Genomic DNA, 16566 nt, shown 5'->3' on the forward strand with positions numbered 1-16566 from the left:
ATTCTCTGATAACAAGGCGAACTTGAAGGTACCTTTTACCAGATTAAACAATTTGTATTCTATTCAGTATCAATTATCAATTATCAATTATCAATTATCAATTTTTTGGTTATTTGTCCAGCAACACGATTTCATGCGCATTCACAATATTATTTTGTACCGCATAAATAACCAGTCCGGCCATATTTTTCACACAGGTTTTGATCATTAGATTGGTTTTATGGGTTTCCACTGTTTTTGGGGAAATAAACAAAGCATCCGCGATCTCTTTGGTGCTTAGCTGCTGACATACCAATCTCAATACATCAATCTCCCTTTCTGTAAGGTCATCCTTAGAGTAGGCATGAAACTCCGGGAGTTTATTGGATAGCTGGCCACGCATTACCTCAACCTGCTCATCAGAAAAATAATGCCCATGATGGTATACTGCATGCATAACCTGTAAGAGTTCTTCCAGTTCAATTTCTTTGGGCAAAAAAGCATGGGCTCCCATTTTCAGCATTTGTCCCATAAATGAACGCCGGTAAAAACTGGAGAGCACAATGATTTTGGTTTCGGTATCTTTTTGAGACAAGACAGACATTACCTCAAGCCCATCACCGTTGGACATTCTGAGATCAAGGATTAAAATGTCCGGAATCTCCTTTTCTGTTTTATTCAGGAAATCATGGCCACTCGTTGCAGTCAGTACGACCTCGTAACGTTGATCCTGATCCATATAATTTTTTAAAAGTTGTACAAACAACAGGTCATCATCTACGATGCCGATTTTAATTTTTTTATTTTCCATTTTTTTATTTTTTTAGTAAATAGGCAAAAGGGCGAATAGGCAAATTTGCCTTAGCCTTTCAGCTCTTTTACGATTTAACGGTTTCACAGTTTTACGATTTCGCCTTTCAGCCTATCAGCCTTTTCGCCCCTCTTCACGCTTCAACAATCCCCACACACGCTATAAACTTCGTCCCCTTTTCCGGTCTCGACTTCAGCTTATAAACCGCCTGGATCTTTTGAGCCCTCGACTGGATGTTCCTCAGTCCAATTCCATTATAATGGGTTCCCTGTTTAAAACCACTGCCGTTATCTTCTATCGTCAGCATCAGGTATTCCAACGATATTCTCAGGGAAACATCAATCCTGGTGGCATTCGCATGTTTTAAAACATTGGTCACCAATTCCTGGACGATCCTGAAGATATTGAGTTTTACAGGACTGCTGATCGATGTGTCGGTGACGATATGATGATAGGCAATCTCTATATTCTTACCGATCTGGTTGAGGTAATCTGCAATCAGATCGGTCAGTTCAATTTCACTCAGGTCCGGAGGCGTCAGATTATGGGATAATTCCCGAATCAGCTGCATGGACTTTTTCAGATCCAGGTTTAATTCATCCCTGTTTTTATGATTCATATTTAGCCGAATGAGATTGAGGCGGGAAATAATGTTGTCATGAAGTTCTTCTGCCAAACGTTCCCGATCCCTTTCCTGTAAGTGTATCGTATTTTCCCAACATTCCGTCTGGGTATTCCGGACGAGCTGTATGACTCTCTGTTTGTTTTTCCTGATGCTTTTCAAATAGTTGATGATCAATAATGTGATCAATACTGTCGTTAAAAAAAATAGCCCTATACCAATCCATATCCATCCGACTACCAGGCCCGGATTTTCCCACTGCAACATCCCAGGTTAATAAAAGAAAGATAAAGGCACCATAATAAAACCCCTCTGAAAAGCCAGATAGGCGCTACCCATTCCAGATGATTTGTGATCAGGAATTGAAAGGTGGTGGAGATCAGGCATTCGACAGAAAAAAAAAGAAAAACGCAGATATTAATGATAAACAGGCTTTTTTCCATCCTTCCTTTTTTCAGCATTTGCATAAAATAAGCCGCGGCAAAACTACAGATGATGATACTGCTGATGATATTGGAATAAAAAGTAACGGGTGTCCCATGATGCAGATCGATCATATTGATGATGAAAAATACCGTAGCATACAGGTAAATGATTCCCTTTATGAAAACAGGAACTCTTAAACAATATTTGGTATAGATCTCTGTCATTATAACCAAGCCGAAAAATTGGCTCAATGCATAATTATAAATATTTAGGGTATTTAATTTTAGTAATCGCTCCACCAGATCTGTTAATTCAAGAGTCAATTCTCCAGCGAGGAATATCATCACCTCTTTTATTTTTATCCCGTTTTTTACGAACAAGATCAGCCCCACTAATAAAGTCAGGTTGATGAGTATTTGTAAATAGAGGGATAAGCTGTTATAAGTAAGCACCGCTTTTCAGCAAAAGTTGATAGTCAGCAGGGGCATCTACTGTGAATGGTGGTCGGGGAGTAGAGTAGTTTTCTGCCGTTTTGCTCATTTCGTTAATCGTTAGATCTTTGACCGTAATGATCTCTATATGGTAAGTAAAACCGGAAACACTTTTCTGAATATCGTTCGTAAGTCCAAAGAAGCAGGTACATGATTGTTTGCCTTCCAAACCTAATCGTTCATAGTCAGCGAACGGAATAGAAATGATTTGTACGAATGGTTCCACTTTCTGAGCTTTTAGCCATATGCTACCGTACATATTCCATCTGAAATTACGGTTGATGGCCGACTCCGAAGTAATCGGAGGACAGATCTCAAGGTTGGGCGTATTTTCAGTAATTGCATTGGGAGATTGACGGGTAAACTCTTTAATAAAAATGGTATTAAAATTTCCCTCTTTGTCACTTTTAGAATCGATCAGAAAAAATTTTAACACGTTTTCATCAATGCCAATATAAGCATGAATCCTTTTCTGTTCTTCTTTTCCCAGTATATTTTGCCATTGCCTGACCTCATCGCCGGAAACAGAAAAGTGGGTACCCTGGTTTAAATAGCCCAGAATCTCCGCTTCAATTGCATTATTTCCGTTCTTATAGGAATCAATAAGGCTTTTCCATTTTTTAATGGATTGATAAATGTTTTCAGTTGTCATGGTATTAGTGTATTAGTATATCATATATTGATGGAGGAAATTTACAAAAAAAATGGTTTTTAAATCACAGGGGGTAGAAATAGGGGTAATTTTGAAAATTTGGTTTAATAAAAAAATATTTTTATATTTTTGAAAAATTCTACAAAAAAAATATTTTGTTAATTGAAATATTTTCACAATCTTTGTAATATGAAATTTGAAAAACTCTACAATGCATAAAAATACAAAAATAAAGCTTGCCGATTTTTGCACGGTCAATTTTGGACCCTATTTGAAATCCGTTCAGGATAAGGGAGTTTTGTATTTACAAGTTAAAAATTTTTCAGATTCTGGAAGCTACCTTGACAATATAGACACTTATGTTTCATTTGATGACGTGAAAACCTCTCTTCTATTACAACAAGATGATATTATATTCGTAAGTAAAGGATTAAAATTCTTTGCCTACAAATATGATCAAATGATAGGAGATGCAATAGCATCATCTATTTTTTACATCATTAAGGTAAACCAATCTATTATTCTTCCTGATTACCTTTTATGTATGATGAACCATCCTAAAAGCCTATCTTACTTTTATAGTGCTAGCGCAGGAAGCTCTATCCCTTCTATCAGAAAGAAAGAGTTATTGGATTTTGAAATTCCTTTAATTTCTATAGAAGAACAAAAGAAAGTAATTGAATTTTTCAACTGTCACAAAGAGCAAATAAAAATCATGGAAGACTTAAAAGAAAAAAAACAACTATTATTCAATCAAACCATTAATCAACTAACCGGAATATAAACAATTATGCAAAATAAACTTACACAAACAGAAATTAACAACATTGTATGGAAAGCCTGCGACTCTCTAAGACCAGTGATGGGTAGTGGCTCTTATAAAGACTACATCCTTACCTTACTTTTCGTAAAATACCTTTCTGATGTTTGGAAAGAAAAGGGTAATCAGTATAGATTAAAATACCCCAACGATGAAAAAATGGTAGAAAGACAGTTGAGAAGAGAACGCTTCTTACTTCCGGAAGAAAGTAGTTTTGATTACTTATACAACAATAGAAACGAAAGCAATATTGGAGAATTAATTGACATCGCTTTAACAAAACTGGAAGACGAAAACCGTTCTAAACTGGCAATGGTGTTCCGTAGTATATCTTTTAACTCTGAAACCGCTTTTGGACCGACAAAACAAAGAAATCAGATTCTTAAAAACTTACTGATGGATTTATATGCATTAGATCTTCAACCTTCTCATTTATTAGATAATGATGTGATTGGGGATAGCTATGAATATCTTATTGCAAAGTTTGCTGGAGAAGCAGGAAAAAAAGCTGGAGAATTCTATACCCCGTCAGAGGTAAGTACTTTATTGGCTAAACTTATGGATGCACAACCGGGAGACAGAATATGTGATCCTGCTTGTGGCTCCGGTTCCTTATTAATTAAGGTTGCTAATGAAATTGACGGTAAAAACTATGCTTTATATGGGCAAGAGAATAACGGAAGTACATGGGCGCTGGCAAGAATGAATATGTTCCTGCATGAACAGGATAATGCTGTAATTGAATGGGGAGACACTTTAAACCATCCGCAATTAAAAGAGAAAGACTCTTTAATGAAATTTGATATCGTTGTAGCCAATCCTCCTTTCTCACTTGATAAATGGGGAGCAGAAGCCGCAGCGGCAGATGAATTTAACCGTTTTCACAGAGGTATTCCTCCAAAAAGTAAAGGAGATTATGCATTTATCTCCCATATGATTGAAACCACTTATGAAGATAAAGGAAAAGTAGGAGTAATTGTTCCTCATGGTGTATTATTCCGTGGAAGCAGTGAAGGGAAAATAAGAGAACAGTTGATTAATGAAAACCTATTAGAAGCTGTTATCGGCTTACCTGCCAACTTATTTTACGGAACAGGCATTCCTGCAGCGATTTTAATCTTTAATAAAGCAAAAGGGAAAAATAAAGATGTTCTCTTTATAGACGCAAGTAATGATTTCGATAACGGAAAAAATCAAAACAAGCTGAATGAAAAACATATTCAAAAGATTGTAGAAGAATATAAAAAATTTAAAAGTTTAAAACCCATTACAACAGAAGAAGGTGAAGTCTTAACAGATAAATTCTCTTATCGAGCTACCTTGAAAGATATTCAGAATAATGAATACAACTTAAATATTCCTAGATATATAGATACTTTTGAAGAGGAGGAAGAAGTAGATATCAAAGAAGTTTATAATGAAATTGTTACTTTGAAAAGCCAATTGGCAGAAACAGAAAAGAAAATGGAGGATTATTTAAAAGAATTAAACTTGATTTAATGATGGGCGATACTGAAACGATGTATAAAAACACTTCAATTAGGATGATTCCTGTGGAATGGGAAATTAGAAAATTTGGAGAAGTAGCAAATTTCATTAATGGTAGAGCGTATAAACAGGATGAACTATTAGATAATGGAAATTATAGAGTGTTAAGAGTTGGAAATTTAAAAACAAGTAATGAATGGTATTGGTCTGACTTAGAACTTGATGAAGATAAATATGTAAAAAATGGGGATTTGATTTATGCTTGGTCAGCATCTTTTGGTCCAAGTTTTTGGAAAGAAGAAAAAGTAATCTACCACTATCATATATGGAAAATAATACCCATAAGTATTGATAAAGTCTTTTTATATCAAACTTTAATATTTGATACAGAAAAAATGCTACAACATAAACAAGGTGGGACAATGTTTCATATTACTAAATCATTTATTGAAAATAGAGAATGTAATATTCCCCCCCCTCTCGAACAACAAAAAATAGCTCAAATTCTATCCACATGGGACAAGGCCATACAAGAAACTACTGATATTATTAAGGCTTTAGAAAAAAGGAATAAAGTATTAGCGTTTTCATTATTGACAGGAAAAAAGAGATTGAAAGAATTTAAAAATGACCATTTTAAGAAATCATTAGCGAAAGAAGTTTTTAAAAATATATCCATAAAAAATAATGATGAGTCCCAAGAACTTTTATCTGCAACACAGGAGAATGGAATAATCCCAAGAAGTTTGTTAGAAGGAAGAGTTACAATGCCAACAGGGAGTGTTAGTTCCTATAAGCTTGTTAAAAAAGGCAATTTTGTGATTAGTTTAAGATCATTTCAGGGAGGAATAGAATATTCAAATTATGAAGGAATCGTTAGTCCTGCATATACTGTTTTAAAAGCAATACATCAAATAAATGAAGACTTTTATAAATTTTATTTTAAAAGTACAGACTTAATTAATCGCTTATCAGTTGCTGTAATTGGGATTCGTGATGGGAAAAATATAAGCTATGATGATTTTTCAACAATCGCATTACCAAACCCTTCTTTGGAAGAACAAAATAAAATTGCAGATGTTTTGAATAAAGCAAACCAGGAATTACAACAATATAAGCAAAAACTAGAAAATCTAAAACAACAGAAGAAAGGATTGATGCAGCAGCTACTTACCGGAAAAATAAGAACTATGTAAAGTAAAACATTACCATAATAACCAAAAAACAAAAAAATTAATATGAGCAAAACTAGATCATTTTCAATTTATTTATTGAAAGAAAGTTATGACCCATCAAATTCTCTAAAAGATGATCATACATTAGAGTTAATTACAGAAGACCGAACAAATCTTCCTGAGGGTTCAATTATGTATATTTCGGATAGTCCTTTACGAGAACCCTGGTGGAAAGGATATTGGGGAATAAGCAAAACACTTGTACAAACACAAAAAAGTGCTTTGGTTTTTCTACCCATAAATGAACGATGGATAGTTTTGACATTTGGGTCTACATATCATCAACTAAAAGACAATTGCTATGAACACGACTTTGGTATCAGAACAACTCTTAATGCTCTTAACCCTAAAGAAATTAAATCTACGGATATTCTTCAACCTGAAAATGCCAAAAGACAAAGAATACAAAGTCCTGTTGATTCTGAATTAAGTTTTTTTGACCTTAAAAGCGATGAAACTATTCTCCAAAAAATGACAGGTTCAGTAAAGGAAGAATACCAAACTTTATTTAAAAAAGTTACAGGCGGTAATAGTCTAAGAGTGTCATCAAAATTAGAAGCTCAAGAAATATCAGATCTTTGTGGAAGTTTAATTGAGATCTACGAAAAAGAAGATTATAAAACAAATTTTCCGGAACTGCAAAATATTGTTCCGGTCAAGGATCCTGTAGTTATCAGTCAATTAGAAGACAAATTAATTCAGGCATTTAATCAAGATCCGGCTCCTGTTGAATTGGTGTTAGCAATACCTGAATTATTTGATTATTCTACTGATTATAAGATTAAATATTTTGGTGCAGGCAAGTCTAACTTAGAATTTACAGATGTATTTATTAAAGGGTACAGAGACTATCTAATGGATAGAGGGATTGAAGAAATTGATGATATAAAAAAATTTCACACCCATAAATTACAAACATTAAATGATGATGATAGATCAATTAAAGATTATACAATATTTAAAAGTTTTTTGTTTGACTGTGAAATAGATGATAAGACCTATCACTTATGTGAAGGAGAATGGTATTTTATCGAAACAGATTTTATTCAAAAATTATCTCATGAACTTGATCCAGTGTTTATAGATACACATACTTATCTTCATCAATGTGATAAAAAAAGGGAAGATGATTATAATATTTCTGTTAAAGATACTAATATAGAAGTAATATGCTTAGATAAAGAAAATATATCACCTAGAGGACAATATTCAGTGGAACCATGTGATTTGATATATATTGAGAATGAACTATTAGAACTTACTCATATCAAAATTTCCACAAGATCTTCCAGCTTAAGCCATCTTTTTAATCAAGGAGTCAATTCAGTACAATTACTTAGAAATAATGAGCATGCAAGACAGAATCTAAAAACATTGGTTGACAACAATACATCAATGCATGATTATATTGACAAAGGAACGTATAGTGTGACTTATGGAATTATAACTAAAAATGATAAGGCAAAAAAATCCAAAAGCTTACCATTATTTTCCCGAATTAGTTTATTACGAACACTTAACACATTGCGCACAATGAATATTCCTATGAGAGTACATTATATTTACGATAATGTAAATAGAAAAGAAAAGAAAAAAAATGAAAATGAAGATTAAAATATAACAAACCATGACACCATCATATTCAGAAGACCATATCAGCCAGATTCCGGCTATCCAGTTATTAATAAAAATGGGCTATACCTACTTAGCCCCGGATGAAGCTCTTTCTCTGCGCGAAGGCAGAAAATCTAATGTTATTCTTACTCCTGTTTTACAGGAACAGTTAAAGAAGATTAATACAATAGAATACAAAGGGAATATTCATGAGTTTTCAGACAGTAATATTGCATTGGCCATTAACGAGCTGAAAGAACTTCCCGTTCATTTAGGCTATATTAATGCCAATCAACATTTTTATGATCTGATCACTTTAGGGAAAAGTTTTGAACAGGCAATTGAAGGAGACCGAAAAAGTTTCTCATTCAAATATATCGACTGGGAAACACCTGAAAATAACGTATTTCATATTTCTGAAGAATTCCCTGTTCTAAGAACCAACAGATCTGATTCTTACAGACCTGACATTGTACTGTTTATCAATGGTATTCCAATGGTGGTTATAGAGTGTAAATCTAATATTATTAAAACACCTATAGAAGAAGCTATATCCCAACATTTACGAAATCAGAAAGATGATGGAATCAGAGATTTATATTTATATTCTAATCTTACATTAGCACTAGCGGTTAATGAAGCAAAATATGCAACAACTGCTACTCCAAAAGAATTCTGGAATGTATGGAAAGAAAAGTTTTTAAATGGAAATGAAGAAGAACAATACAACCAACAACTGTTTAATCTGAAACAACAATCACTCTCTCCTGAGTATAATGGAACTATTTTTAAGACAAGATATTATTCTACTCTTCAATACTTCAATGAACTTGGGAAAAATGAAACAATTCTTACTGAACAGGATAAATTGTTGTATAATATTTGTAGACCTGAACGTCTTTTGGAACTGATGTTTAAGTATATTTTGTTTGATGATGGAATTAAAAAAGTAGCCCGTTATCAGCAATATTTTGCGATCACCAAAACGCTTAAACGTATTGAAAACATTGGAAGTAATGGTAAACGAAAAGGAGGTGTGATATGGCATACACAAGGAAGTGGTAAGTCATTGACAATGGTAATGCTGGCGGAAATGATTGCTTTAAGTAAAAAAATCAAAAACCCAAAGATCATTTTGGTTACTGACCGTGTAGATTTAAATACACAGATTACAGAAACATTTCAGAAATGTAATATTGAGGTAAAAGAGGCTGCTACCGGTAAACATTTGGTTGAGCTCATAAAAAGTACTTCAGATGCTGTTATCACAACCATTATCAATAAATTTAAAGCTGCTGTCAATCAGGAACCTGAAGGTTTTACTTCCAGTGAAATATTTGTTTTGATAGACGAAGGACATCGAAGCCAGTATGATACTTTTAATGTCAAAATGCAAAAAACTTTTCCAAATGGATGTTTTATAGCTTTTACAGGAACTCCGTTGATGAAAAGTGAAAAAAATACGGCAGATAAATTCGGAGGAATTATTGATGATTATACTATTGCAGATGCAGTAGAAGATAAAGCAGTAAGACCACTAATTTATGAGGGAAGGCATAATTCAATGACGGTGAATGAAAAACCTATGGATACTTTCTTTGATAAAATAGCAGAATCATTAACAAAATTTGGAAAAGCAGAATTGAAAAGAAAGTATAGTTCTAAAAATACCATTAATAAAGCAGATCAGATTATCTATGACAGAGCGTGGGATATTTCTGAACATTTTGCAGATTTTGCTCAGGGAACAGGTTTTAAAGCACAATTAGTTGCCCCAAATAAAACAACTGCAATACAGTATAGAAAGTATCTTAATGAAATTGGTATAGTGACCTCTGATGTTGTAATCTCAGCGCCAGATACCAGAGAAAATCATGATGATGCATTTGAAGAAAATGAAAACCTTGTTCAAGGGTTCTATAAATCTATGATGGATAAGTACGGAACCCATGAAAAATATGAAAAGTCTATTATTAATGCTTTCAAAAAGCAGGAATATCCCGAGATTATTATTGTAGTAGATAAACTTTTAACTGGTTTTGATGCTCCGAATAACAGAGTTCTCTATTTAACAAGAAGCCTTAAAAACCATACTTTATTACAGGCTATTGCCCGCGTTAATCGTGTTGCAGAAGGCAAAGACTATGGATTAATCATTGATTATTATGGTAATCTTGAGAATTTAGACAAAGCCATCGAAATTTATTCTGGTTTGGATGGCATAGAAAAAGATGATGCAAAAGGTTCTGTAACGAATGTACAGGATATAATCAAAGATTTGCCACAGGCTCATTCTGAGGTTTGGGATATTTTCAAAAACATTAAAAATAAATATGACACAGAAGCTTATGCAGTTGAATTAAGATTGGAGGATAAAAGACATCTTTTCTATGAGAAGTTATCCAAGTTTTTAAGACTTTTCAAACTTGCGATGTCCACTGTAGAATTTAATGATGTTAAAAACGATGCTGTCATAGAGAAATATAAAAAAGATGCTAAGTTTTTTATCCAGCTTCGTATTGATGTTAAAAGAAGATATTTTGATGATATTGATTATAAAGCTTATGAGCCTCAGGTACAGAAATTAATAGACAAACATCTTACTACTGATGGGGAAATGCTGAAAATAACAGAACCTATTGACATCTTTGATAAACAACAAAGAGATGAAGAAGTAGAAAAAATTACAGGAAAAGCTGCAAAAGCCGATCACATTGCATCCAGAACTTCCAAAGGAATTTCTATTAAAATGGATGATGATCCTGTATTTTATAAAAAACTTTCCGAATTAATCAAAGATACTATAGAACAATACAAGCAAAGTCGTATTGACGAAACCGAATATCTCAATAAAATGAAAGCCATTGAGGAAAAGTTTCAAAGTGGAAAACAAGATGATATTCCTGATATTTTAACTGATAACCGACTGGGAACGGCCTATTTTAACTATATCAATGATAAACTTTCAGATTATCTTATGGAAAGCGAACGAAACGCTGAAATTGCCTTGGAAGTTCAGGAGATTATTTTAAATAAAATTCATGAAGGAGGAAAACCTATTATTGACTGGAAATCAAACAAAGATCTTGAAAAACAAATTTCTAATGATTTAGATGACTATTTCTATAGCCTTTCATTAGAAGAGGACAAGCAAATCCCGTTTGAGTTAATTGATCCATTCATAGAAGAAATTTACACCATTACCAAAAGACAGATCATTTAAATGAACAAAATTCAATATAAATATGGTAGTAAAACAATTGAGGCCGAAATTGTGTATTCTAACCGGAAAACTATTGATCTGAGAGTATTTCCGGAAGGCAATATTATAATCACTGCTCCTGAGAATTCTGATGTTGAAAACATCCTAGAAAAAGTAAAACCTAAATCAAAATGGGTCTTACAGCAACAAAGAACTTTTGAATTGTATAAACCTTTTACTACTGAAAGATTATATATTGCTGGAGAGACTCACAGATATTTAGGAAGACAATATAAACTAGTGATTAATCATACTAAAGGAAAACCATGCGTTAAACTATCAAAAGGAATAATGATCGTGGAAACTAATAATACTGAAAATATCGAAAAATATATTATTAATGACTATAAAAAAAGAGCGACGGTAATATTTGAAAGTATTTTGAAAGATACTCTTAATGAGTTTCCTCAATTCAAGAAGTATAATATTTCATTAAAGCATAAATTCATGAAAAAAAGATGGGGAAGTTGCTCAACAGATGGGAATATTTTATTAAATACAGAACTTATAAAAGCTAATAAAGCATGTATTGAATATGTGATTATTCACGAACTCTGTCATCTTGTAGTTCCCAATCATTCTAAGGATTTCTATATGCTTATCAGTAAAATTTTACCCGAATGGGAAAAATTAAAAAATAAACTAGAAATAAGCTTAGCATAATACAATTTACCGAAACTGTTTTAAATTAGGCTTATACTATTTAAATACATCAATAGTTAAGTACAAGTACGAAACAAATTTTCTCTATATTTGTAAAAACACAAACATTATTATTTAAAAAAAAATAGATTATAAAAATAAGTATTGCCTTACTGAGGCAGTATTTTTTATTTAGTGAATAGAATGCATTCCCACATTACAAAAACTATAATTATGGAAATTTCATGAACACCTTCGGAAAAACCATTCGGCTATTTTTAGTAGATGGCACTACTAATGGACTTACTACTGCAGAACTTAGTAATTGGACGGGTATCGGTATTAAGGTACCACGTATCAAGATAAGGGAATATAGTAACAGGTGGGAATTCCAAAAGTCAGGAGTGTATATATTGCTTGGAAAGGGCGAAAATAATGAAGACACTGCTTATATTGGTGAAGCTGAAATTATGGCAAGCCGCCTATCTCAGCATATTGCTACAACTGATTTTTGGAATGAAGTTGTTTTCTTTGGCAGTAAAGATAAATACCTCAACAAGGCTAGTGTAAAATATTTAGAAAATCATTTATACAATTTAGCCATAAACGCGGGACGTTATGATATCAATCAAAATATACCCACCCGACCAGAATTATCAGAAGCAGAACAGGCAGAATTAGAAGAGTTTTTATCTAATATCAAAGTGTTGACAGCCTCATTGGGATACAAAATATTTGAATCATTAGAAGAAACAGTTGAACAGGGTGAAGCTACACCACAAGTTTTCTTTTGCAAAAACGGAGCAGGAGCGAATAGTAAAGGAAGTCCATCAACTGAAGGTTTCATTGTGTATAAAGATTCTCTTTTGATGATAGCAGAACAACCTTCTTTGACCAATAGTATCTCATCTGAAAGAGGAAGCATGCTACAAGAAGGAGTATTAGTGGTAGAAGATAATTTTTATAGACTAACAAAAGATTACATTTTTACCTCATCTTCGAGAGCTGCTGCGGCTACATTAGCAAGATCAGCAAGTGGTCCCTTGGAATGGAAAACTGAAGGAGGAATTCAATTAAAAACTTTAGAAGCTTTATAAGCTATTTTGAACATTAGATGAATGATAAGGCGTAAAAAAAGTAATCATAGACCCAAACAAAGAATATTTTTATACAGACGGATTGTCTTTTGCTATCAATAAAGAAATTAGATTGTCAAAGGGGAAAGTATGAGGGATAAAAAAGAAAACAACATGAATTTATCAGAATTAATCAACTATTTCCGAACTGGAGGTTCTTATCAGGATTTTTGTCGTGATCAGAATTTAGATCAGGCATCTCAATCTCTTGAAATCTTTATGGAGCAGCCGTTGGAGCTAAACAATAACTTAGCATTTTTTGAAATTGAAACAACGGAGGGCAGTACAGAGTTTGTTAAAGATGGGGTAAGGTATTATAATGTATTTGGCTTGTCTTATTTCTTAGAGGTTCTTAAAGAGATCAGTCAGTCGGAGCATCAGGATCTGGCTGATCGTGATATTGCAGAGCTTTTTTATAACCATGTGATGAGTAAAGGGTAGTTGCCTGCATATAATGGTAAAGCTATAATTAAAAAGATGGCTTTATATACACATTCCCAAATTGATAGATTATTGTTATCTTTAGGTTCTATAACACGAAAGGAATGAAAAAGTATCCGGCGATATCGCTTCACCACCGTCAATTACAGGATTTTGGAATCAGTCTGATGCCTTTATCCGCTTTATCTGAGAAAGGAACCGGAATTCACCGGGATGATCAATATCTATTTATTTTGCAGAAGAAAGGGAAATTTGTCCTTGAAGTAGATTTCAGTACAATGGAGTTGGATGGAGCCTGGTTATGTTTTGTAGCTCCAGGGCAGACTCGCCAGTATAAAGATCAGGAAGATATTAAAGGCTGGTTTTTATCGATAGATACACGGGCTATTCCAGAGCTTTACCGGGATATCCTGGAAGCTTGCCAATGGATTCATCAAAGGGTTGAGGTAGGAAAAATGGATTCGATATTTGATATTCCCGTGATATTGGACAAAATTGAAGAAAATAACAGAGTGCATAATGCTGCTGCCAAACAGGCACTGGTAGAATCTGTGATCGGAATGATGGTTTCCAGACTTACGGAATTTCAGGATGAAGACCGGATTAGTGAACCCCCATTAAGGATTACGAGGCAGTTTAAAAAACTAGTAAGAGAACATTATAAAAAAGTCAAGCAAGTGCGTGAATATGCCCGTTTTCTTATTATCACACCGGTGTATTTAAACGAAGCGGTTAAAGAAATATCAGGTCAGCCAGCTAGTTTCTGGATTCAACATCAGGTTTTACTGGAAGCAAAACGTCTGTTGTTGTATACGACAATGGATGTGAAACAGATAGCCCATGAACTGGGGTATGAAGATCCGGTTTATTTTTCAAGGGTTTTTAAAAAAGGAACGGGGATGACAGCGGTGGAATTCAGGGCTAAACGGCAGGAAGAGATTTGCCAAAAGCAGAAAATATAAATAGAAATCTGAGAGATTATAAAAATTCCCACGGATTTCACAGATCACACAGATCTTTCTTATGACCGATTTCGTCTATTCTTCAACTTCAATCAAGCAAAAGAATCTAAATACAGTAAGAAAAACATAAGCTTAATAAGCGAAGCAAACTCTTTGCTTACTCTAACTATACAGCAGCATCACTAATCTTTGCGTTGGAAAAATATTTTTAAAAAATAGTTAATCGCAAAGGCGCAAAGTATTTTTAAAAGTAATACGTTTTTAAGACGCAAAGGCGTTTCACTCAGCAAAGAGAATGATGGCGAATCTAAATATTAAAACATTAAGGAAATAATAAGTGATTAAGATTATTAAGAGATTTCTCCTATCGTCGAAATGACAAAGCTAAAGCACAATATTTGTCATTCAGAAACGGAGCGAAAGCGAAGTGAAGGAATCTAAATATAGCAGGAAAAAAAATCTGCTTAATCTGCCAAATCTGCGAGAGTTTAAGAACAAGTAAGGTTTCTAATAATGTACCTGAATAGCTATGGCGAGATTCCTCCGCTTTGCTACTGAATGACAAATAATTGTGATTGTTGTAGTACTTATCATTGACTATGTCTAATCTTCGATTTCAGAACGTAGCTGGAACAGCGCAGTGACGAATCTCACATAGTTATCATGATCATTAAGAGATTTCTCCTGGCTTCGAAATGACAAACTCCCGACTTAAGGGGTTTGAAAAATAAAAAAACGGCCTTTGAACTATGTCATCGACCGCTTTTGAAAATAATATATCAATAACTTAATCTTTTATGATCATTTTTTTAGCCTCAGTTACTTTTCCGTCTGTAGTCATTTTGTAAACATACGTACCGGATTGAAGATCACCATTTGAAAGTCTGATACCTCCATTTCCTTTTTCACGTAATGGAAACGATCGGATCATCTGTCCTGAAATGCTGTATATTTCAATGGATGCTGTTCTTACTGATTGCGGAACGTAATATCGAATGCTGGTTTCATTTTTCGTCGGATTCGGAACGTTTTGAAACAATTCAGGAAGGTCTGAGCCTATGGTTGTAGAGGTGCTTTTATTTAATAAAAGTTGTTTGAGCTCTTCTACGGTAGCTTCAAGGGTTTTAATCCGGTCTTCCAGTTTCTGAATGGTTTCATCGGGAGCTGCCATTCTGCTTAATGAAGTGTTGGAAACCATAACGTTTCCATTGGTGTCAACAACCAGGGCTCGTCCGCTTCCTACGGGAAGTCCTTCATGTCTTACCGTTCCTACCGTATGGAAATTAGCAGTAGGTGCTGTAGTCCTGACTCCGACTCCTTGGTCTTTAACAAACATGGTTGGAGTTCCTGACATTCCGAGCATAATGGAGTACGGAATGGTATTCGTGAGTTTAGCCCCGCCGGATCCTGCTCCAATCACAAAAGATCGATTTCCGGTGGCAACCAGATCTATTCCGAATCCGCCTGAATATTCTTCACTAAGATCAATTCCAACCCCTAAGGCAAACTGATTATGGTTTTTGATGGTGTTTTTCCATCCTAATGCAACCGATTTTGATGCATTATTCGTTACAACATTGGCTTGTCCACCAATAACATTAGCGCCACCACCATTGTTAAGATCATTTTGCCAACCGCTTACCAATGAGCTGCCAGCCTGTGCTCCGAGAACATTTGAAACTCCATTAACAATACTTCCTTTGACTTTTGCAAAGTTGGTATTGTTTGCCCCTTCTACGATAAATGAGCCGGATTCATTCAAAAGTGCCTGACCCGGATTGGAAGAAGCCCCATTGGTTTTTAAGTACAGAACCCTTGCATCTACGGGACCGATGTAGTTACTGGGGGTGATTCCTGCATTTCCTGTAGTCTGCCATTGTTGGGCATTGGCTATGCCGGTGAAAAGTAACACAGCTGTTGCTATACTGCTTTTCATGCATAATAGTGATGTTTTCATAATGTGAGTTTGATGGTTGATTAGTTGT

14 protein-coding genes are annotated in these 16566 nt (G+C 34.1%); 10 read left to right on the forward strand and 4 right to left on the reverse strand.

Annotation, left to right across the window (positions count from 1 at the left end; translation table 11 throughout):
- Positions 1-109 precede the first annotated feature (109 nt).
- Both CJF12_RS01045 and CJF12_RS01050 read right to left on the reverse strand, forming a co-directional pair.
- Complete coding sequence (locus CJF12_RS01045; RefSeq protein ID WP_034684394.1) at positions 110-790, reverse strand: response regulator transcription factor; 681 nt, start codon at positions 788-790, stop codon at positions 110-112.
- Positions 791-923: 133 nt separating this feature from the next.
- Entirely contained in the window at positions 924-1679 is a 756-nt protein-coding gene (locus tag CJF12_RS01050) for a sensor histidine kinase (protein WP_051887274.1), read from the reverse strand.
- Between the two features lie 77 nt (positions 1680-1756).
- Here CJF12_RS01050 and CJF12_RS01055 point away from each other — a divergent pair, with 77 nt between their 5' ends.
- Entirely contained in the window at positions 1757-2035 is a 279-nt protein-coding gene (locus CJF12_RS01055) for a hypothetical protein (protein WP_034684397.1), read from the forward strand.
- 241 nt (positions 2036-2276) lie between these two features.
- On the opposite strand, the gene CJF12_RS01060 is transcribed toward CJF12_RS01055, so the two are convergent.
- On the reverse strand, positions 2277-2981 hold the full coding sequence (locus tag CJF12_RS01060; RefSeq protein ID WP_034684400.1) for a hypothetical protein: 705 nt from the start codon (positions 2979-2981) through the stop codon (positions 2277-2279).
- A gap of 211 nt (positions 2982-3192) precedes the next feature.
- Here CJF12_RS01060 and CJF12_RS01065 point away from each other — a divergent pair, with 211 nt between their 5' ends.
- The 9 genes from CJF12_RS01065 (at position 3193) to CJF12_RS01105 (ending at position 14581) form a co-directional block, all read left to right on the forward strand.
- The gene (locus CJF12_RS01065; protein WP_034684402.1) at positions 3193-3765 is read left to right on the forward strand and encodes a restriction endonuclease subunit S; all 573 of its coding nucleotides are present in this window, start codon (positions 3193-3195) and stop codon (positions 3763-3765) included.
- A 6-nt stretch (positions 3766-3771) separates the two neighbouring features.
- On the forward strand, positions 3772-5301 hold the full coding sequence (locus tag CJF12_RS01070; RefSeq protein WP_034684404.1) for a type I restriction-modification system subunit M: 1530 nt from the start codon (positions 3772-3774) through the stop codon (positions 5299-5301).
- Positions 5301-6485, forward strand: coding sequence for a restriction endonuclease subunit S (locus CJF12_RS01075; protein ID WP_051887275.1), 1185 nt, complete (start codon positions 5301-5303; stop codon positions 6483-6485). Before CJF12_RS01070 ends, CJF12_RS01075 begins: the two co-directional genes overlap by 1 nt.
- A gap of 42 nt (positions 6486-6527) precedes the next feature.
- Positions 6528-8138 carry a DUF6119 family protein gene (locus CJF12_RS01080; RefSeq protein ID WP_051887276.1) on the forward strand — a complete coding sequence of 537 codons (1611 nt, stop codon included), beginning with the start codon at positions 6528-6530 and terminating at the stop codon, positions 8136-8138.
- Between the two features lie 13 nt (positions 8139-8151).
- A complete protein-coding gene (locus CJF12_RS01085; protein ID WP_034684405.1) occupies positions 8152-11361 on the forward strand; it encodes a type I restriction endonuclease subunit R in 3210 nt (1069 codons plus the stop codon).
- Positions 11362-12063, forward strand: coding sequence for a M48 family metallopeptidase (locus CJF12_RS01090; RefSeq protein ID WP_034684409.1), 702 nt, complete (start codon positions 11362-11364; stop codon positions 12061-12063). It begins immediately after the preceding gene.
- Between the two features lie 224 nt (positions 12064-12287).
- Positions 12288-13139 carry a GIY-YIG nuclease family protein gene (locus CJF12_RS01095; RefSeq protein ID WP_034684412.1) on the forward strand — a complete coding sequence of 284 codons (852 nt, stop codon included), beginning with the start codon at positions 12288-12290 and terminating at the stop codon, positions 13137-13139.
- 153 nt (positions 13140-13292) lie between these two features.
- Positions 13293-13619, forward strand: a complete 327-nt coding sequence (locus CJF12_RS01100; RefSeq protein WP_131329534.1) for a hypothetical protein — start codon at positions 13293-13295, stop codon at positions 13617-13619.
- 104 nt (positions 13620-13723) lie between these two features.
- A complete protein-coding gene (locus CJF12_RS01105) occupies positions 13724-14581 on the forward strand; it encodes a helix-turn-helix domain-containing protein (protein ID WP_034684416.1) in 858 nt (285 codons plus the stop codon).
- Positions 14582-15368: 787 nt separating this feature from the next.
- Here CJF12_RS01105 and CJF12_RS01110 read toward each other — a convergent pair.
- A complete protein-coding gene (locus CJF12_RS01110) occupies positions 15369-16538 on the reverse strand; it encodes a T9SS type A sorting domain-containing protein (RefSeq protein WP_084675638.1) in 1170 nt (389 codons plus the stop codon).
- Between the last annotated feature and the right edge of the window lie 28 nt (positions 16539-16566).

The sequence above is a fragment of the Chryseobacterium piperi genome, from assembly GCF_002285635.2.
Lineage (GTDB): Bacteria > Bacteroidota > Bacteroidia > Flavobacteriales > Weeksellaceae > Chryseobacterium > Chryseobacterium piperi.

Bases quoted from the DNA above. Each gene is read 5' to 3' on its own strand.
- CJF12_RS01045 (WP_034684394.1), bottom strand. From the start codon at position 790: ATGGAAAATAAAAAAATTAAAATCGGCATCGTAGATGATGACCTGTTG.
- CJF12_RS01050 (WP_051887274.1), bottom strand. From the start codon at position 1,679: ATGTTGCAGTGGGAAAATCCGGGCCTGGTAGTCGGATGGATATGGATT.
- CJF12_RS01055 (WP_034684397.1), top strand. From the start codon at position 1,757: ATGATTTGTGATCAGGAATTGAAAGGTGGTGGAGATCAGGCATTCGAC.
- CJF12_RS01060 (WP_034684400.1), bottom strand. From the start codon at position 2,981: ATGACAACTGAAAACATTTATCAATCCATTAAAAAATGGAAAAGCCTT.
- CJF12_RS01065 (WP_034684402.1), top strand. From the start codon at position 3,193: ATGCATAAAAATACAAAAATAAAGCTTGCCGATTTTTGCACGGTCAAT.
- CJF12_RS01070 (WP_034684404.1), top strand. From the start codon at position 3,772: ATGCAAAATAAACTTACACAAACAGAAATTAACAACATTGTATGGAAA.
- CJF12_RS01075 (WP_051887275.1), top strand. From the start codon at position 5,301: ATGATGGGCGATACTGAAACGATGTATAAAAACACTTCAATTAGGATG.
- CJF12_RS01080 (WP_051887276.1), top strand. From the start codon at position 6,528: ATGAGCAAAACTAGATCATTTTCAATTTATTTATTGAAAGAAAGTTAT.
- CJF12_RS01085 (WP_034684405.1), top strand. From the start codon at position 8,152: ATGACACCATCATATTCAGAAGACCATATCAGCCAGATTCCGGCTATC.
- CJF12_RS01090 (WP_034684409.1), top strand. From the start codon at position 11,362: ATGAACAAAATTCAATATAAATATGGTAGTAAAACAATTGAGGCCGAA.
- CJF12_RS01095 (WP_034684412.1), top strand. From the start codon at position 12,288: ATGAACACCTTCGGAAAAACCATTCGGCTATTTTTAGTAGATGGCACT.
- CJF12_RS01100 (WP_131329534.1), top strand. From the start codon at position 13,293: ATGAATTTATCAGAATTAATCAACTATTTCCGAACTGGAGGTTCTTAT.
- CJF12_RS01105 (WP_034684416.1), top strand. From the start codon at position 13,724: ATGAAAAAGTATCCGGCGATATCGCTTCACCACCGTCAATTACAGGAT.
- CJF12_RS01110 (WP_084675638.1), bottom strand. From the start codon at position 16,538: ATGAAAACATCACTATTATGCATGAAAAGCAGTATAGCAACAGCTGTG.